Source organism: Streptomyces sp. NPDC050433, assembly GCF_044458565.1.
Taxonomy (GTDB): domain Bacteria; phylum Actinomycetota; class Actinomycetes; order Streptomycetales; family Streptomycetaceae; genus Streptomyces.
In genome coordinates this window covers 166,869-184,436 of sequence record NZ_JBITIB010000003.1, presented here as the reverse complement: position 1 = coordinate 184,436, position 17,568 = coordinate 166,869, and the positions used below count along the sequence as shown (strand labels likewise).

Sequence of the window (17,568 nt, the reverse complement as noted above, 5' to 3'; positions counted from 1 at the left end):
CAGTCGGCTCACAAGGGTCTGCGACGAGCGGTCGCTCCGCGCGGCGAGTGGTGCGGTGAACGGTTGGGCCGATCCCTTTCGTCCATCTCAGGTGCTTCGCCAGACTTGCAGCATTAATCATATTAATATGAAGTTATGCATGCTATGACCGTTTGGTCGCCTTCCTCGTCAATGAAGGAGCCTGACCGATGACGACGCGCATGCGACAAGGGACGGCAGCCGCCGCCGCCCTCCTGCTCGGTACGGCCGCGGGATGCGCCGGATCCGGCACGGCGGACTCGGCCCTCGACCGGCCCGTCAGAAGTTCCGAGGGGCTGGGGTCTTCGTCGGCCGACGGCACGGCGCCGCAGCGCGGGTTCACGCTCGTCGCCTCCGGAGACGTCCTGCCGCACGACTCCGTCATCCGCCAGGCGAACACCGACGCGGGCGGCGAGGGCCACGACTTCGTACCGATGCTCGCCGGGGTCAAGACCGTCGTCTCGGCCGCCGATGTGGCGATCTGTCACATGGAGACGGTGTACGGCCCCGACGGCGGCCCCTTCACCGGCTACCCGTCGTTCAAGTCGCCGCCCGAGGTCGCCTCAGCACTCCGGGAGACCGGTTACGACTCCTGCTCCACCGCCTCCAACCACACCCTGGACGCCGGCGCCGAGGGCATCAGCCGCACGCTCGACGCGCTCGACAAGGCCGGGGTCAAGCACGCCGGTTCGGCGCGCTCGGCCGAGGAGGACGCCCGCCCCGCACTGCTCGAAGCGGGCGGCGCGAAGGTGGCCCAACTGGCGTACACCTACGACACGAACGGCATCCCGCTGCCCGAGGGACAGCCCTGGGCCGTCGACCTCATCGACGAGGAGCAGATCGTCGCCGACTCACGGGCCGCCCGCGCGGCGGGCGCCGACATCGTCGTCGTGAGCATGCACTGGGGCACGGAATGGCAGACGGCGCCCGACGAGAAGCAACTCCGGCTCGGCGAACGGCTCACCGGGTCCACCACCGACGGCCGCCCCGACATCGACCTGATCATCGGCACGCACGTCCATGCCCCGCAGGCGTACGAGAAGGTCAACGGCACCTGGATCATCTACGGCATGGGTGACCAGATCGCCGGCGAGATGGTCAACAACGCCGGACAGTTCGACCCGCGCGGCACCCAGGGCTCGATCGGCCGGTTCACCTTCGCGCCGCCCGCCGCCAAGGGGGAGCGCTGGGTCGTGACGAAGGCGGAGTTCATCCCGCAGACCATGGACAACAGTGTCGGACGGGTGATCAATCTGTCGAAGGCGCTGGACGACGACCCGTCGAGGGACGACTACCGGGCCGCACGGTCCTCGATCGAGGAGGCGGTCCTCGGGCGCGGGGCCGCCAAGGACGGCCTCACGATGGGCCGTTGACACCTGCCCGGCGACCCGGGCCCTACGGGACGACTGTCACCGGCCAGCGGCCCGCCTTGACCAGCCGCACCGCCACCGAGCCGATGAACCGGTGTCCCGCCGACTCCGACGCGCCCACCACCACGGCGTCCGCCTTCAGGTCGTCGGCCGCGGTGACCAGCCCGTTGTAGGGGTCGCCGCGCAGCGTGTGGAACTCCCAGCGGACGTCCCAGATGCCTCTGACCCGCTCCGCGCTGGAGCGGATCTCCTCCGCGAGCCCTTCGGCGATCTCCCCGGTCGTGTCCGCGACCGGGGCGCCGAGCGCGGCCCCCGAGGACATCAGCGGCTGGACGTACACGATCGCGAGCAGGGCGTTCTGCCGCCGGGCGAGACCACCGGCGTACGCCGCCGCGCGGAGTGACGACTCGGAGCCGTCCACACCGGCCACGATCACCTTGGGGCCGTCGGTGCCGCGTTCGAAGGGGGAGGGCTGCTGATCCGTCACGGCAGCGAGGCTATCCGCTCCCGGACGACGCCACCTCGGGGGCCTCGCCATCGGTCGCAAATGATGCTCATCAGCTCATCCCATTGAGTGTTTTTTCCGCCATCCGTGGTGTCGGTGAGCGCCGTGCCACACCCGCCGTGCGAGCCATTGGCCATGGATGCCATCAAGAAGGACCAGTTGATTCCGGGGCGCCGGGCCGTGCTGCGTATCGCCGCTGTCCTCGGGGCGGTGGGGCTGACCCGGTTACTGACCGCGGGAGACGCCCAAACGCCGGGCCGCCCGGCGACCGCGAGCCCGACGGGGGGCACCCCGGTGGCGGGACCGCAGGCGCCGGGACCGCAGGCGCCGGCCCGTCGGCCGTCGGCCTACCGGCTGAGCCCCATGACGGAGTTCCAGCCGCCCGAGTACCGGCCGGCCAAGCTTCCCGTACGCACCGAACCCCTCCTGAAGATGCCGTACCTGGGCCGCTCGATGATCCTCACCTTCGACGACGGGCCCGATCCGAGCTACACGCCCGGCATCCTCAGGACGCTGCGCGCGCACGACGTACGCGCGATGTTCTTCGTCTGCGGCGGGATGGCCGTGGGCCGGCCGGACCTGCTGCGCGAGATGGCCGACGACGGGCACATCGTGGCCAACCACACCTGGTCGCACCCGGAACTGCCGAAGCTGAGGCCGAGTAAGATCCGGGCGGAGATGGAGCGCACCAGCGAGGTGATCGAGCGGACGCTGGGCCGCCCGCCGGTCTGGTTCCGCGCCCCGTACGGCTCCTGGAACCGGCACACCTTCGAGATCGGCGCCGACCTCGGCATGGAACCGCTCGCCTGGACCCTCGACACCCTCGACTGGAAGTCGCCGGGCACCGGGAAGATCGTCCGCAGGGTGGTGGAGGGGGCCGGGCCAGGGGTCGTGGTGCTGTCGCACGACGCGGGCGGCGACCGCTCACAGAGCGTGGCAGCGCTCCGGGACTATCTGCCGAAGCTGCTGAAGAACGGCTACGGGATCACCGTACCGAGGCTCTGATGTCCGCGGTGGGCGGGACGGCGCGCACCCGTCCCGCCCACCCCCGCAACGGAGTTGGCCGACCCGCTCAGCGGGTCTCCACCAGCCGGGCGAAGACCACCACGTTGCCGTCGTAGCCGCCCGCCTTCGAGTAGCCGCCACCGCAGGTGATCACGCGCAGTTCCGCGTGGCCGGTGTCGCCGTAGACCCGCGCGCCCGGGAAGTCGTTCTTGGAGAAGACCTCCACGCCGTAGATCTCGAACACAGCCACCTTCTCGTCGAAGCGGGTCACCTCGATGTGCTCGCCCTTGGTCAGCGAGCCGAGGCCGTAGAAGACCGCGGGGCCCGCCTGGTTGTCGACATGGCCCACGACGACCGCGGTGCCACGCTGGCCGGGTGCGACGCCGTTCTGGTACCAGCCCGCCATGTTGGCGTCCTCGGGCGGCGGGGCGGCGATCCAGCCCTCCGGGTCGAGTCCCACATCCATCACGGGCGCGTCGACCTTGATCGCCGGAATCGTCACGCGGGACATCGGGGCGTACGGCAGGGGCTTCACGATGGGGATGTTCGCCGCCTCCGTCACGGCTTCCTGCCGTGAGTCCAGCGCCGCCGCCGAGGCCGGCTGGGGCGGTCCGATCGAGACATCGGCCCCGTTCCGCATCAGTGCGAGACCAGAGAGCAGGACAAGGGCCAGAACGCCCCAGGGCGAGCGTTTCCTCGACTCCGAGGCGCTGCGGAGCAAGCCCATGGTTCTCCCTTCGTGGGCGTCTCGTAATGCACGTTAAGCGCGGATTTGCGAGTCGGCGAGAACTGGAGGGCGAATGGGTGGTGCGGCCGTCCGTGGCCGGACCAACTGCACCATTCGAGTAGTCGTCGTACAAAACCTCTGACGGTCCGTGACCTGCGGGTCCGTCGGGGCCGGGCGCGTTCCGTCGGCGTGTCGCCTCACCGGGGTGGACCAGTGTCGAAATGCGGCGAATGTCCACTCCGGTGATGGTTCGTCATGGAGGGCGTACTCGTCGAATTTCCCGGAGCACCGCTTTGGGGCGTCTTCCGCTGGAGGCTCAACGATGCGTGCTTCACGCGCTCTCATGGTGACTGCCGCGGCCTGCGCCGCCGTGGCGCTCTCCGCCCCGCTGGCCGCGGCCAACAACGGCCCGACCAATATCCGCGTCAACCCGTTCGCCGTCCACCAGGGCGGCACGCTGCACATCACCGTCGACGGCTGTCGCCACGGCGGCACCGTCACGTCCAACGCCTTCCCCACGGCGCAGCTCTCGGTGAACTCTTCGGGCCACTCGGAGGCCAGGGCCCGTATCAACAACAACGCCACGCCCGGCGACTACAACCTCTCCGTCAAGTGCAGCGACAACAGCCGCGTCGCGACCCACCGCTTCCGGGTACTGGCCGGCCAGGGCGCGGAGGGTGGCCTCGGTGGCTCCATCGGCCCCAGCTCGACCGAGATGGCGGTCGGCTCCGGTCTGGTCGCCACGGCCGCGGTCGGCGGCACGGTCTTCATCGCCCGCCGTCGTCGCATGAGCGACACGCTCGTCTGACCTGCCAGCCTTCGGCACGGCGAACGCCCGTGGCCCCAAGTCCCGGACGGGACTTGGGGCCACGGGCGTTCGATCCGCTCGCGGGCCGGGCTCAGCGGCTCGCCGATCGGCGGCGTACGACCAGGACGGTGCCGAGCGCCGCCGCGGCCACCAGGCCGCCGCCGATGGCCAGCTCCGTGCCGTTCATGGCGATGAAGCTGCCGCCGAGGCCGCCCTTGACACCGCCGGGAGGCGCGATCGCCGTGGAGCTGGAGGTCGGCGTCCGGGTCGCGGTCGGGCTCGATGTCGGCGTCGGGGTGGGGGTCGACGTCCGGGTCGGCGTGGGAGTCGGGGACGGGGTGCCGCCCGCGATGGTGAGGTCGGTGGTGCCCTTTTCGCCGTTGCACGTGAAGGTCACCTCGTACATCGCGCCGGGCTTGGCGTCCCAGAAGATGGAGGCGCGCGCCGATCCCCCGGAGGGGATGACGGTGTCGTCGAACACCCCGGACCGGGCGGTGGCGGTGCTGCTGCAACCGGTGACCGTGAGGGTCACCTGGCCGCCGGCCGCGATCACCGAGGGGGTGACGGCGAAACCGAACGGTGTGACAGGGGCCGCCGCCGCGGCCGTGGCGGTGGCAGGCGTGGTCAGTGCGAGTGCGACCGCTCCCAGCAGAGCGGCGGACGCGGCACGTATCGCGCGCATGGACAACCCTCCGGTCTCCGAGGGGCAGTGCGGAACTGGTTTCCGCGGATGGCGGGAAATGCACCTCGATACCCGGCACGCTAGAAGCGCCCTACCACAGCCGCGATCTCAGTCGGGCGAACGGGTTGTCCTGTCACCCGACTGGCCCGCTCCTCTTCCCGGCCGCAGGACGGGCCGCACAGGCGGCCCGCCCCGCCGCCGGCACTCCCTACGTACGGATGTGCGGGAAGAGATCGACGAACGGGGCCGCCGTCGCCGCGATGCCCCGGCCGTACGGCGCGTCGAAGTCCCAGATCAGGAAGAGCAGGAAGGCGATCAGAGCACTGAACAACCCCGCCAGCAGCAGCTCGCGCCAGCTGCGGCGGATCTGGAGCGTGAAGATCAGCCCCACGGTCACGACGGCGCCGGTGATGAGGCCGAACCAGACGACCCCCGGCATCGTCGCCCCCGCGTTCTGGCCCCTGGCGCCCCGCGCGTCGTCGGCCGCCGCCACCTGGTCGACCAGCGGCTGATAGGACTGGGCCTCGTGGTCGTTGGCCGGGACGTAGTCGCTGACGCTCCGCCGCACCTGCTCCAGCAGCGCCGTGCCCTTGTCGCTGAGGCTGTTGTGCTTCGACATGTGCGGCCACTCCTTGTCGACCACGAAACTGACGTACGCGTCGACGTCGCCCCGGATGCGGTCACGCACCTCGGCCGGATAGACCTCGGACCGCGCCTGCACCTCGTGCAGGGCCTGCGCCTCCTGGCGTACGGACTCCTGGGCGGCGCCGCGCGCCTCCCAGACGCCCGCGATGGCCAGGCCCAGCACGATCGCGTAGACCACGCCGATCATCATCGTCATGTATTCGAGGACGTCGGGACTCTCGGAGGGGTCGTCGTCGGCCGGCACCCGGCGGTTGTTGATGAGAACGATGGCCACGACGACCGCGCAGGCGGCGGCCATGGCCAGGGTCAGGACAAGCCATTCCGACATGTGTCTCCGTCAGCTAGCGGGAACGGGGGCGAAGGATGGCAGCCGCCAGGACCGCCGGCGCGGTGAGCAGCAGCATGAGCATGACGACCGAGGTGCTGTTGGTCGGCTGCTTGCGGACCGGTGCCTTGTACGCGGGCAGGACCCGTACCTCCGGCGGGTCGGCCTTCGGCGGCGGCGAGGGTGACAGGGACGGCGACGGCGACGGAGTGACGGCCGGCGGGGGAGCCGGCGGGTCTGCCGCCCGCCGCACCGGCGGCGGTGCGGGCGGTGGCGGTGCGGGCGCGGACTCGGCGGTCACCGGCGGCTCGGGTTCCCGTTCGGGCGGTGGCGGTGGTGGCGGTGGTGAAGGCTCCGGTGGGGGGTCCGAGGGCGGTGGTTCCGAGGGCGGCGGAGGCTCCGGCGGGGGTTCGGACGGCGGAGGCGGCGAAGGCTCGGGCCAGCAGGGCCCGTCGCCGATGATGACGACCGCGCCCGGACCGCCCGGCCCCGTCCACGCCGAGACGCAGATGTCCGCGGCGGCCGGGACGGGCGCGCTGAATATGCAGACGAGGCCGGTGACGGCCAGGGCCCGCAGGGCAAGTGATCGGTTCACGGCGGAAGTTTGAATCAACATGGCGCGCGCCACGCCGACTTGGGGCCGGATTCGCCTGATCGTGGGGTATCGGGTCATTCCACGTTTCTTTTTTCTTTCCGAAGATTCTTTGAACGGCGTTGAACGCTCCTGACCCTCCCGCGCGTACTTAGGGCCATGAACGGCGCGGCCCTGGCGCCCCAACTGGCATACGAACTACGGGAGTTGACATGAAAACCTGGCGGAACGCCTCGATCGCGGTGAGCGCGGCGGCCGTACTGGCCCTGACGACGGCGTGCGGTCAGGACAAGGGTGAGAGCCCCAACGGCCAGGCGGTCGGCGCCGCCGCGCCCGCCGACGGTGGCGGCGGCTACGGATCGGACAGCGGCTACGGCGACGAGTCGGCGACCGAACCCAAGACGGCCGGCCAACTGGCCGTGTGGGACAGCAAGAAGCTCGGCCAGGTCGTCACCGACAGCGAGGGCTTCACGCTCTACCGGTTCGACAACGACACCGCGGAGCCCCCCAAGTCGACCTGCGAGGGCGAGTGCGAGAAGGCGTGGCCGGTCGTCGCGGCCGGTGACGTCAAGGCCGCCGCCGGCACCGACGCCTCGAAGATCGGCGAGGTCACCCGCGCCGACGGCACCAAGCAACTGACCCTCGGCGGCTGGCCGATGTACCGCTACGCCAAGGACGCCAACCCCGGCGACGCCAACGGGCAGGGTGTGGGCGGCACCTGGTTCGCCTCCGCCCCCGACGGCAAGAAGGCCGCTCCCGGAGCCGCCGGAGCCGACGAGGCGGGCGGAACCGAGGCCGATCTCGCGGGACTGTCCGTGCGAAACGACCCCAAGCTCGGCGAAATCGTGGTGGACGCCAAGGGTATGACGGTATATCGGTTCAAGAAGGACAGCGCATGGCCGATGAAGACCGCCTGCACCGGTGCCTGCCTGGAAAAGTGGCCGGTAGTCGCTCCCGTCGAAAAGAATGACACCGAAGGCATCATCAAGAAGGGCTTCGTGACGTTCGACCGGCCGGACGGAATCAAGCAGCAGACCATCGACTGCTGGCCGATCTACACCTTCGCCGGCGATGCCAAACCCGGTGACACCAATGGTCAGGGCGTCGGCGGCACCTGGTACGCCGTCGCTCCCGACTCCAAGCTGGTCGGAGCGCCCAAGTAGTCCCCACGTCGCGCCTCCGGCCGAACCGGTCCGCCGCCACGCCCCGTGCGTGGCGGCGGACCGCTGGTGTGTGGGGTTCGGGTGTGACCGAGAACGGACCGCTAATTTCCGTTTCAGCTCGCTCTCTTGGCGGGCGATCAGTAGCCTCGGGCTCGAACACCGGCCGTGTGCACGGCCGTTCCCCCGTGGCGACTTGTTGGAGATCTCGATGGAGCGTCCCGCCTGGGTACCGCAGGGCATCGACATATCGGTGCCGAGCGTGTCCCGCATGTATGACTACTATTTGGGCGGTTCGCACAATTTCGAAGTGGACAGGGAAGCGGCCCGAAAGGCAATGGAGTTCACTCCGGGGCTTCCCAAGATCATGCAGGCGAACCGGGCGTTCATGCGCCGCGCGGTCCGTTTCGCCATTGGCGAGGGCGTGACCCAGTTCCTCGACATCGGCTCCGGCATTCCGACGTTCGGCAATGTCCACGAGGTCGCTCAGGCCGCCGATCCGGACGCCAAAGTCGTGTACGTCGACCACGACCCGGTCGCCGTGGCGCACAGCAACGCGGTGCTCGACGGCAACGACAACGCCGCCATCGTGGCCGCCGACCTGCGCGCCCCCCAGCAGATCCTCGACAGCCCCGAGGTCCGCGACCTCATCGACCTGGGCCGGCCGGTCGGCCTGCTGCTGGTCTCCGTCCTGCACTTCCTCCAGGACGACGACAAACCCTTCGCCGCCGTGGCCGAGTTGACCGAGGCCCTTGCCCCCGGCAGTGTCATCGTCGTGTCGCACGCCGCGTACGCGGGCATCCCGCTGCCCCAGGAACAGGTCGCCGGCACGGTCGGCGTCTACAAGGACATCCGCAATCCGCTGGTCATGCGCACGCGCGAGGAGATCGCCGGGTTCTTCGACGGTTACGAGCTCGTCGAGCCCGGTCTGGTGGCCATGGGCCACTGGCGGCCCGAGAGCCCTGTCGGCCAGGAGGACCCGTACGCGTTGTCGGGCTTCGCCGGAGTGGGACGCAAGGCGTGAAGGTGCCGGCGGAGGACCCGGACGCCGCGGCGGAACCGGACGGAGTGGAGGACCGGCTCAGGCGGTTCGCGACCATCTGGAGCCGCGCGATCTTCCCGGCGACCGCCACCTCACTGACCCGGACCGAGTTCGAACAGCATCTGCTGCCCCTGGCACGCCTGTTGAGGGACGCCCTGCACGACAAGATCTTCGACGCCGCGCCCGCGCACGGCGTCGGGGCGGCGCTGGTGGCCGCGCACTGCACGGACCCGGACGCGCTCGCCCGCTCCCTCGGGGTCGTCGACGCCTATCTGGTGCTGTACTGCGGTGCGGCGGCCGATCCGGCCGGCGACCACGCCGCCGAGGAACTGCGGGCGCGCTGCGCCCGGCTCCAGCACGCGTTCGCCGCCGGATTCGCCCTGGCGCTGCGCGAACGCACCCTCGCCGAGCAGGAGGCCATCGCGCGCTCGGCGCTCGCGGCACGCGGCGCCGCCGAGGACGCTCTGCACGCCACGGAGGCCCGGTTCCGCGCGGTCTTCGAGGGCGCGGCGATCGGCATCGGCATCGCCGACCTCGACGGTCATGTGCTGGAGGCCAACAACACCCTCACCCAGATGCTCGGCGGCCTCGAACACCATGTCCGCAGCAGGAACGTCGGCGAGTGGGTGCACCCCGACGACGGACCGCAGGTCTGGAAGATGCACGGCGAGCTGATACGGGGCGAACGGGAGAGCTTCCGTACGGAGAAGCCGTTCTTCCGCAACGACGGCACGGTCCTGTGGACCAATCTGACCGTCTCGCTGCTCCGGGACGTCGACGGAGAACCGCAGTACCAACTGGCGTTGCTGGAGGACACCACCGAGCGGCGGCTGCTCACTCTGCGGCTGCGCTACGAGGCGACCCACGACGCCCTGACCGGACTGCCCAACAGGACGCTGTTCTTCGAACGCCTGGAGAAGGCGCTGGCCCCCGCCAAGGAGACGGCGGACGGCACACCGGCGCCGCCCAACCGCTTCGGCCTCTGCTACCTCGATCTCGACGGCTTCAAGGCGATCAACGACAGCCTCGGCCACTCCGCGGGCGACCGCATGCTGGTCGAGGTCGCGGACCGGCTCCAGAGCTGCGCCACGGCGCCCGGTGAGATGGTCGCCAGGCTCGGCGGCGACGAGTTCGTCGCCCTGACCACCGGACCCGACACCGAGCGCGAGGTGGGCGAGCTGGCGTCGCGCATACTCGGCGCGCTGGCCACCCCGATCAGCCTGGACGGCCGCGAGTTCACCGTCCGGGGCAGCATCGGCATCGTGGAGGGCAAGGCCGGCGAGTCCACCGCCGCCGAGGTCCTGCGCAGCGCCGACATCACCATGTACCGGGCCAAGTCGGCGGGCGGCAACCGGTTCGAACTCGCGGATCCCGAGGCCGACGCCCGCGCCATCACCCGGCACGGGCTCACCACGTCGCTGCCGGCGGCCCTGGAGCGCGGCGAGTTCTTCATCGAGTACCAGCCGCTGGTGGATCTCGCCGACGGCAGGGTGCACGGCGCCGAGGCGCTGGTGCGCTGGAGCCACCCGACGCACGGGGTGCTCAGCCCCGACCGGTTCATCCCGCTCGCCGAGCACACCGGGCTGATCGTGCCGCTCGGGCGCTGGGTGCTGGAGCAGTCCGTACGGCAGGCCCGTGTGTGGCAGGAGGAGCTGGCGGCGGGCACCTTCGCCGGGCCGGTGCGGATCAATGTGAACCTCTCGCCCGCCCAGCTGCACCACCCCGGCCTCGTCGCCGACACGGTGGAGGTGCTGGAGCGGGTCGGCCTCGCGCCGGGCTCGCTCTGCCTGGAGGTCACCGAGTCCGCGCTGATCGGCGCGGACGAGGATCTGCTCAAACCGCTGCGGCAACTCGCCGAGATGGGCGTCGACATCGCGCTCGACGACTTCGGCACCGGCTACTCGAACCTCGCGAATCTGCGCCGGCTGCCGGTGAGCGTGCTCAAGCTGGACCGTTCCTTCACCCAGGGCATGCAGCAGCACCCGGCCGACCCCGTCGATCTCAAGATCGTCGAGGGGATCGTCTCCCTCGCCCATGGTCTGGAACTGGCCGTGACCGTGGAAGGCGTCGAGACCGGGGCACAGGCGGACCACCTGCGAAGACTCGGTTGCGACACGGCGCAGGGCTGGTACTACGCGCGTCCGGGCCCGCCGGAAATGCTCCATACGCTGTCGCTGGCCGACGCGGTCTGACACCGTCCGCCCGGATCAGACGGCCGGCCGGGCGGGTGCCGGCCGTCCGTTCCGGACGGTCAGCGGCGCTCGCCGCCTCCGCCCGTACGGCCCGCGCCGCCCGTACGGGCGGGTGCCCGCGTGCTGAACAGCACCTTCTGCAGCTCGCGCGCGGCACGCGGCGGCGCCACGTCGCTGCGGTGCGCGAGCGCGATCGTACGGCGCAGCCCCGGCGGCGCCAGCGGCGTGACCCGCAGATCCCGCCCCGCCTGCTCCGCGACCATGCTCGGCACCACCGCCACCCCGAGACCGGCCCGTACGAAGCCGAGCACGGCGTCCATCTCACCGCCCTCGACGGTGAACACCGGCTCGAACCCCTCGGCGCGGCAGGCGGCGACGGTCAGCTCCCGCAGGTCGTAGCCGTGCCGGAACATCACCAGCTGTTCCCTCCGGAGGTCGGAGATCCGGACCGGCCGGCGCGGTCCCGGCGCCGCCGCAGACGAGACCACCACCAGGTCCTCGTGCAGCAGCTCGACCGTCGTCAGGGCCGGTGAGGGCGTCGGCAGCGGCAGCACCACCAGGGCGAAGTCCAGGGCGCCGCGCGCCAGTTCGCGTACGAGGTCGTGCGAACCGCTCTCCTCGATCAGCAGCTCGATGCCCGGATGCCGATCGTGGAAGACCCGCAGGACCTCAGGCAGCAGACCGGTGCAGAGACTGGGCGGCGCGCCCAGCCGTACCCGCCCGCGCCGCAGCTGGACCAGCTCCTGCACCTCGTGGCGCGCGGTCTCCGCGTCCGCGAGGATCCGCCGGGCCGTCGGCAGCAGGGCCTCGCCCGCGTCGGTGAGCGCGACATTGCCCCGGGCCCGGCCGAACAGCTCGGCGCCCAGCTCCTTCTCCAGGGCCCGGATCTGCTGGGAGAGCGAGGGCTGCGAGACATGCACGCGTTCGGCGGCGCGCGTGAAGTGCAGGGTCTCCGCGACGGCGACGAAATAGACGAGCTGCTGGAACTGCATGGGCCAAGGATAGGCCCACGATAGGCACAGGCTATGGACATGAGCCGAACCATGTCTTGGACCTCTTGGTGTGCCCGGCTCTAGCGTGCGTGTCATGGCTCTGGCAACGCGTACGGACAAGCGGGCGGACCGCAAGGCCGGTGAGCCGGGCGGCGGGCGCCCCGGCAAACGGCCCTCGATGCTCGGCACCCTCTGGGGTTCCACGGTCGGCAAGAAGGCCGTCATGGCCGTCAGCGGCCTGATCATGCTCGGCTACCTCGTCGCGCATCTGCTGGGCAATCTGAAGATCTTCTTCGGTCCCGGCGAGTTCAACGCGTACGGACACTGGCTGCGCACCATGGGCGCCCCTGTCCTGCACCACGAGTGGGCCCTGTGGATCGTGCGCGTGGTGCTGCTCGCCGCCGTCGTCCTGCACGGCGTCTGCGCGTACCAGCTCAGCCGCCGCGACATCGCCGCCCGCCCCACCGCCTACGCACACAAGCGCCGCCGCGCGAGCTACGCCACGCGCACCATGCGCTGGGGCGGAATCATCCTCGCGCTGTTCATCGTCTGGCACCTGCTCGACCTCACGACGCTCACCGTCAACGAGAACGCCGAGCCCGGCAAGCCGTACGAGAACGTCGTCGCGACCTTCTCCACCTGGTACGGCAACGTCATCTACATCACCGCGATGCTCGCCCTCGGCATGCACATCCGGCACGGCTTCTGGAGCGCCGCACAGACTCTCGGCATGGGCAGCGCCACCCGTGACCGGATCCTGAAGATCACGGCCAACGGCCTCGCGCTGGTGCTGACCGTCGGCTTCATCTCCCTTCCCGTAGGCGTCATGACCGGAGTGGTGAGCTGACATGGACGACCTCCTCCCGCCCACGTACACCGACTACGCGACCGGCGAACCCCTCGTCGACACCAAGGCCCCGGCCGGGCCCGTCGCCGAGCGCTGGGACACCCGCCGCTTCGAGGCGAAGCTGGTCAACCCGGCCAACCGCCGCAAGCACACCGTCATCGTCGTCGGCACCGGCCTCGCCGGCGGCGCCGCCGGCGCCACGCTCGCCGAACAGGGCTACCACGTCGTCCAGTTCTGCTACCAGGACTCACCGCGCCGCGCCCACTCCATCGCCGCCCAGGGCGGCATCAACGCCGCCAAGAACTACCGCAACGACGGCGACTCCGTCCACCGCCTCTTCTACGACACCGTCAAGGGCGGCGACTTCAGGGCCCGCGAGTCCAACGTCCACCGGCTCGCCCAGATCTCCGTCGAGATCATCGACCAGTGTGTCGCCCAGGGAGTGCCCTTCGCCCGCGAGTACGGCGGCCTCCTCGACACCCGCTCCTTCGGCGGCGTCCAAGTCTCCCGCACCTTCTACGCCCGCGGCCAGACCGGCCAGCAACTGCTGCTCGGCGCCTACCAGGCGCTGTCCCGGCAGATCGCGGCCGGCACCGTCGAGATGCACCCGCGCACCGAGATGCTCGACCTGATCGTCGTCGACGGCCGGGCCCGCGGCATCGTCGCCCGCGACCTGATCTCCGGCAAGGTGTCCACGTACTTCGCCGACGCCGTCGTCCTCGCGTCGGGCGGCTACGGCAACGTCTTCTACCTGTCCACCAACGCCAAGAACAGCAATGCCACCGCCGTCTGGCGCGCCCACCGGCGCGGCGCGCACTTCGCCAACCCCTGCTTCACCCAGATCCACCCCACCTGCATCCCGCGCTCCGGCGACCACCAGTCCAAGCTCACCCTGATGAGCGAGTCGCTGCGCAACGACGGCCGTATCTGGGTGCCGAAGGCGCACGGCGACACCCGCCCGCCCGCCGAGATCCCCGAGGACGAGCGCGACTACTACCTGGAGCGGATCTACCCCTCCTTCGGCAACCTCGTCCCGCGCGACATCGCCTCGCGCGCCGCGAAGAACGTCTGCGACGAGGGCCGCGGCGTCGGCCCCGGCGGCCAGGGCGTCTATCTCGACTTCGCCGACGCGATCCGCCGACTCGGCCGGGGGGCGGTCGAGGAGAAGTACGGCAACCTCTTCGAGATGTACGAGCGCATCACCGCCGAGGACCCGTACCAGGTGCCGATGCGCATCTACCCGGCGATCCACTACACGATGGGCGGACTCTGGGTCGACTACGACCTCCAGACCACCGTGCCGGGGCTGTTCGCGATCGGCGAGGCCAACTTCTCCGACCACGGCGCCAACCGGCTCGGCGCGTCCGCCCTGATGCAGGGCCTCGCCGACGGCTACTTCGTCCTGCCGTCCACCATCAACGACTACCTCGCGCGCAACCCGCACCAGGACACGGTCGACAACAGCCACCCGGAGGTCGCCGAGGCCGTCGCCGAGACCGAGGACCGGCTGCGGCTGCTGCTCGCCGTCGACGGCGACCGCACCCCCGACTCCTTCCACCGCGAGATCGGCGAACTGCTCTGGGAGCACTGCGGCATGGCCCGCAGCGAGGTCGGGCTGCGCAAGGCACTGAGTCGGATCCCGGAGATCCGCGAGGAGTTCTGGCGCCGCATCAAGGTGCCCGGCACCGGCGAAGAGCTGAACCAGTCGCTGGAGAAGGCCAACCGCATCGTCGACTACCTGGAACTCGCCGAGCTGATGTGCCTCGACGCACTGCACCGCGCCGAGTCCTGCGGCGGCCACTTCCGCGAGGAGTCCCAGACCGACGGCGGCGAGGCCGAACGGCACGACGACGCCTTCTCGTACGCGGCGGCCTGGGAGTTCACGGCCACCGGCACCGCGCCCGTCCTGCACAAGGAAGACCTCGTCTTCGAGTACGTCCACCCCACCCAGCGGAGCTACGCATGAGGCTCACCCTGCGCGTCTGGCGGCAGAGCGCTGCCGACGCCACCGGCGCCATGGTCACGTACGACATCGACGGCATCTCCGAGGACATGTCGTTCCTGGAGATGCTCGACTCGCTCAACGAGCAGCTGATCCTCACCGGTGACGACCCGGTCGCCTTCGACCACGACTGCCGTGAAGGCATCTGCGGCGCCTGCGGCGTCGTCATCAACGGCGACGCCCACGGCCCCGAACGCACCACCACCTGCCAGCTCCACATGCGGCACTTCGCCGACGGCGACACGATCGACGTCGAGCCGTGGCGGGCCGGCGCGTTCCCCGTGGTCAAGGATCTGGTCGTGGACCGGTCGGCCTTCGACCGCATCATCGGCTCCGGCGGCTACATCAGCGCCCCCACCGGCTCCGCGCCCGAGGCGCACGCGACGCCCGTGCCCAAGGCGGACGCCGAGTTCGCGTTCGAGCACGCGGAGTGCATCGGCTGCGGCGCGTGCGTGGCCGCGTGTCCCAACGGCTCGGCGATGCTCTTCACCTCGGCCAAGGTCAACCACCTCAACGTGCTGCCACAGGGCGCACCGGAGCGCGAGACCCGGGTCCTGGACATGGTCGCGACCATGGACGAAGAGGGCTTCGGCGGCTGCACCCTGACCGGCGAGTGCGCGACGGCCTGCCCGAAGGGCATCCCGCTGCCGTCGATCACGGCGATGAACAAGGAGTGGCTGCGGGCGACGCGCAAGGTGGCGCGGTAGGACGGGCGCATTAGGACGGGCTGCGGCGCGGATCAGCGGTGTCGCGCCACTCCTCAACGCGCGGAATCATCCGGCGAGATGGGGAACAGGGACCCGGCCCAGCCCCGCGACCCTTGCCGGCCGGGTGAAGGAGTCCAGGAGCGCGTCGCGGTCGTACGTGCTGGTCGTCACCAGCACCTCGTCGGCGCCGCTCTCCTTGATCACCGACTCCAGGGCGTCGGCGACCTGCTCCTCGGTGCCCTGGACATGGCCGCGCAGCCCCGACTCGTAGAACTCCCGCTCCTTCGCGGTCATCGTCAGCGACTCGATCCGCTGGGCGGGCGCGAGTGGCGGGAAGACGCCATGGGTACGGGAGTGGGCCATCGACCAGGCCTCGGACATCAGCAGCCGGCGCGCCTCCTCCTCGCTCGCGGCGACCGCGACCGTCCCCGCGACGATCACCCGCGGGCGGTCAGACCAGGCGGACGGGCGGAAGCCGGCGCGGTAGCGCTCCACGGCCCGCAGCATGCGGTCCTGGCCGCGCAGGTCGCCGACGACCATGGGCAGACCGGCCGCCGCGGCGATGTCCGCGCCCTCGCCCATGGCCAGGACGAACGGTTCCGGCCGCAGGCCCTCGGCGGGCAGGGCGTGGACCTGGGGGTAACGGCCCTGGTCGCCGGTGAACCAGCCCAGCAGTTCCCCGACGCGCCCGGCGAAGTCCGCGACGTTCTGGATGTCCCGCTTGTCCGCCCCCAGCGCCCGGCGTATCCCGTCCGTGAAGCCCACGGAGCGGCCGATGCCCATGTCGATCCGGCCGGGGAACAGCGACTCCAGCACCCCGAACTGCTCGGCCACGACGAGCGGCCGGTGGTTGGGCAGCATCACCCCGCCCGTACCGACGCGGATCGTGGACGTCGCGGCGGCGACGGCCGCCGCCAGGACCGTGGGCGCCGAGCCCGCGACACCGGGCACGCTGTGGTGCTCGGACACCCAGAAGCGGTGATAGCCGAGCGCCTCCAGCCGCCCCGCGAGGCGCACCGTTTCGCGCAGCGCCTCGGGAGCGTCCTGGCCCTCGCGGGTGCGGGAGCGGTCGAGTACGGAGAAGCGGGTGTTCGCGATCACTGACGTCACGTTCAGTTCAACAGCGACGGGCCACCAGGATTCCCCGGCCCTTCTCTAGGCTGGGCGTGTGACGGACAACAACAGACCACTGGCCGTGTTCGACCTGGACGGGACGCTCGCCGAGACCGCGCACCGCCAGCACTTCCTGGTGCGCATCCCGAAGGACTGGAACGGCTTCTTCGACGCGGCGGGCGACGACACACCGCTGGCCGAGGGGGTGGCACTGGTGCTCAAAAGCGCCGACGAGTGCGAGGTCGTCTATCTGACCGGCCGCCCCGAGCGCTGCCGCAAGGACACACTGGCGTGGCTGCGGGCGAACGGCCTCCCCGACGGCCGGGTGTTCATGCGCCGCAACGACGACCGGCGGCCCGCCCGCACGACGAAGGTGGAGCGGCTGGGCAAGCTGGCCGCCGGCCGGGAGATCCGCATGCTCGTGGACGACGACGAGCTGGTGTGCGACGCGGTGGAGCGTGCCGGATTCCGGGTCGTACGCGCCCGCTGGGCGAGCACGTCCCAGGCGCTGAAGGACGGGCAGGAGCGCGAGGGACGCACCTGAGAGCGGCCTTGGCGCCGCCGGAGTCCCCGGGGTACTCGGGGTCGGCGCACCGGGGTCAGCCGGCGCTCTCGCCGTCCTCCAGGCGGAAGCCGACCTTGAGCCCGACCTGGTAGTGCTGGATCCGGCCGTCTTCGATATGGCCGCGGACCTGCGTCACCTCGAACCAGTCCAGCCCGCGCAGGGTCTTGGACGCCCGGTCGATTCCGTTCCGGACGGCCTCGTCGACGCCCGCCTCTGAGGTGCCGTAGATCTCGGTGACCCGGTAGGTGTGGTTGCTCATGGGAGTCGCTCT

At 70.6% G+C, this 17,568-nt stretch carries 18 protein-coding genes; 11 read left to right on the top strand and 7 right to left on the bottom strand.

All coding sequences use genetic code 11. The features are described from left to right. Positions 1 to 188 precede the first annotated feature (188 nt). Positions 189 to 1,391, top strand: a complete 1,203-nt coding sequence (locus ACIBLA_RS05705) for a CapA family protein (protein WP_399197856.1) — start codon at positions 189 to 191, stop codon at positions 1,389 to 1,391. A 22-nt stretch (positions 1,392 to 1,413) separates the two neighbouring features. Here the strand turns inward: ACIBLA_RS05705 and ACIBLA_RS05700 are convergent, their stop codons facing one another. After that, positions 1,414 to 1,875, bottom strand: coding sequence for a universal stress protein (locus ACIBLA_RS05700; RefSeq protein WP_363240827.1), 462 nt, complete (start codon positions 1,873 to 1,875; stop codon positions 1,414 to 1,416). A gap of 153 nt (positions 1,876 to 2,028) precedes the next feature. Between ACIBLA_RS05700 and ACIBLA_RS05695 the strand changes: the two genes are divergently transcribed. Continuing rightward, positions 2,029 to 2,898 carry a polysaccharide deacetylase family protein gene (locus ACIBLA_RS05695; protein ID WP_363240828.1) on the top strand — a complete coding sequence of 290 codons (870 nt, stop codon included), beginning with the start codon at positions 2,029 to 2,031 and terminating at the stop codon, positions 2,896 to 2,898. A gap of 67 nt (positions 2,899 to 2,965) precedes the next feature. Here ACIBLA_RS05695 and ACIBLA_RS05690 read toward each other — a convergent pair whose 3' ends face one another. Continuing rightward, positions 2,966 to 3,625 carry a class F sortase gene (locus tag ACIBLA_RS05690; RefSeq protein WP_363240829.1) on the bottom strand — a complete coding sequence of 220 codons (660 nt, stop codon included), beginning with the start codon at positions 3,623 to 3,625 and terminating at the stop codon, positions 2,966 to 2,968. A 322-nt stretch (positions 3,626 to 3,947) separates the two neighbouring features. On the opposite strand from ACIBLA_RS05690, the gene ACIBLA_RS05685 reads away from it, so the two are divergent. Further along, a complete protein-coding gene (locus ACIBLA_RS05685) occupies positions 3,948 to 4,433 on the top strand; it encodes a hypothetical protein (protein ID WP_363240830.1) in 486 nt (161 codons plus the stop codon). 91 nt (positions 4,434 to 4,524) lie between these two features. Here the strand turns inward: ACIBLA_RS05685 and ACIBLA_RS05680 are convergent, their stop codons facing one another. Both ACIBLA_RS05680 and ACIBLA_RS05675 read right to left on the bottom strand, forming a co-directional pair. Further along, a complete protein-coding gene (locus tag ACIBLA_RS05680; protein ID WP_399197855.1) occupies positions 4,525 to 5,115 on the bottom strand; it encodes a hypothetical protein in 591 nt (196 codons plus the stop codon). A 208-nt stretch (positions 5,116 to 5,323) separates the two neighbouring features. Next, on the bottom strand, positions 5,324 to 6,088 hold the full coding sequence (locus ACIBLA_RS05675; protein WP_363240832.1) for a hypothetical protein: 765 nt from the start codon (positions 6,086 to 6,088) through the stop codon (positions 5,324 to 5,326). Between the two features lie 74 nt (positions 6,089 to 6,162). Between ACIBLA_RS05675 and ACIBLA_RS05670 the strand changes: the two genes are divergently transcribed. The 4 genes from ACIBLA_RS05670 to ACIBLA_RS05655 all read left to right on the top strand — a co-directional run bounded on the left by ACIBLA_RS05670 (position 6,163) and on the right by ACIBLA_RS05655 (position 11,071). Further along, the gene (locus tag ACIBLA_RS05670; protein ID WP_399197854.1) at positions 6,163 to 6,693 is read left to right on the top strand and encodes a hypothetical protein; all 531 of its coding nucleotides are present in this window, start codon (positions 6,163 to 6,165) and stop codon (positions 6,691 to 6,693) included. Positions 6,694 to 6,889: 196 nt separating this feature from the next. Further along, the gene (locus ACIBLA_RS05665; RefSeq protein WP_363240834.1) at positions 6,890 to 7,840 is read left to right on the top strand and encodes an SCO0930 family lipoprotein; all 951 of its coding nucleotides are present in this window, start codon (positions 6,890 to 6,892) and stop codon (positions 7,838 to 7,840) included. Positions 7,841 to 8,048: 208 nt separating this feature from the next. Then, positions 8,049 to 8,861, top strand: coding sequence for an SAM-dependent methyltransferase (locus ACIBLA_RS05660; protein ID WP_399197853.1), 813 nt, complete (start codon positions 8,049 to 8,051; stop codon positions 8,859 to 8,861). Next, on the top strand, positions 8,858 to 11,071 hold the full coding sequence (locus tag ACIBLA_RS05655; RefSeq protein ID WP_363243029.1) for an EAL domain-containing protein: 2,214 nt from the start codon (positions 8,858 to 8,860) through the stop codon (positions 11,069 to 11,071). The genes ACIBLA_RS05660 and ACIBLA_RS05655 overlap by 4 nt, the downstream gene beginning before the upstream one ends. A 59-nt stretch (positions 11,072 to 11,130) precedes the next feature. Here ACIBLA_RS05655 and ACIBLA_RS05650 read toward each other — a convergent pair whose 3' ends face one another. Beyond that, positions 11,131 to 12,063, bottom strand: a complete 933-nt coding sequence (locus ACIBLA_RS05650) for a LysR family transcriptional regulator (RefSeq protein WP_363243028.1) — start codon at positions 12,061 to 12,063, stop codon at positions 11,131 to 11,133. 178 nt (positions 12,064 to 12,241) lie between these two features. Here ACIBLA_RS05650 and ACIBLA_RS05645 point away from each other — a divergent pair, with 178 nt between their 5' ends. Genes ACIBLA_RS05645 through ACIBLA_RS05635 form a run of 3 tightly spaced genes read left to right on the top strand, consistent with a single transcriptional unit; the run spans position 12,242 to position 15,619 of the window. Further along, the gene (locus ACIBLA_RS05645) at positions 12,242 to 12,910 is read left to right on the top strand and encodes a succinate dehydrogenase cytochrome b subunit (protein ID WP_363243035.1); all 669 of its coding nucleotides are present in this window, start codon (positions 12,242 to 12,244) and stop codon (positions 12,908 to 12,910) included. 1 nt (position 12,911) lies between these two features. Then, entirely contained in the window at positions 12,912 to 14,876 is a 1,965-nt protein-coding gene (locus ACIBLA_RS05640; protein WP_399197851.1) for a fumarate reductase/succinate dehydrogenase flavoprotein subunit, read from the top strand. Beyond that, positions 14,873 to 15,619, top strand: a complete 747-nt coding sequence (locus tag ACIBLA_RS05635) for a succinate dehydrogenase/fumarate reductase iron-sulfur subunit (protein ID WP_363243026.1) — start codon at positions 14,873 to 14,875, stop codon at positions 15,617 to 15,619. Before ACIBLA_RS05640 ends, ACIBLA_RS05635 begins: the two co-directional genes overlap by 4 nt. Before the next feature lie 66 nt (positions 15,620 to 15,685). On the opposite strand, the gene ACIBLA_RS05630 is transcribed toward ACIBLA_RS05635, so the two are convergent. After that, entirely contained in the window at positions 15,686 to 16,729 is a 1,044-nt protein-coding gene (locus tag ACIBLA_RS05630; RefSeq protein ID WP_399197850.1) for an LLM class flavin-dependent oxidoreductase, read from the bottom strand. Positions 16,730 to 16,787: 58 nt separating this feature from the next. Here ACIBLA_RS05630 and ACIBLA_RS05625 point away from each other — a divergent pair, with 58 nt between their 5' ends. Continuing rightward, complete coding sequence (locus tag ACIBLA_RS05625; RefSeq protein WP_399197849.1) at positions 16,788 to 17,276, top strand: hypothetical protein; 489 nt, start codon at positions 16,788 to 16,790, stop codon at positions 17,274 to 17,276. 55 nt (positions 17,277 to 17,331) lie between these two features. On the opposite strand, the gene ACIBLA_RS05620 is transcribed toward ACIBLA_RS05625, so the two are convergent. Beyond that, positions 17,332 to 17,556 (bottom strand): dodecin, encoded by a 225-nt coding sequence (locus ACIBLA_RS05620; RefSeq protein ID WP_363243023.1) that lies wholly within the window; start codon positions 17,554 to 17,556, stop codon positions 17,332 to 17,334. Positions 17,557 to 17,568 lie beyond the last annotated feature (12 nt).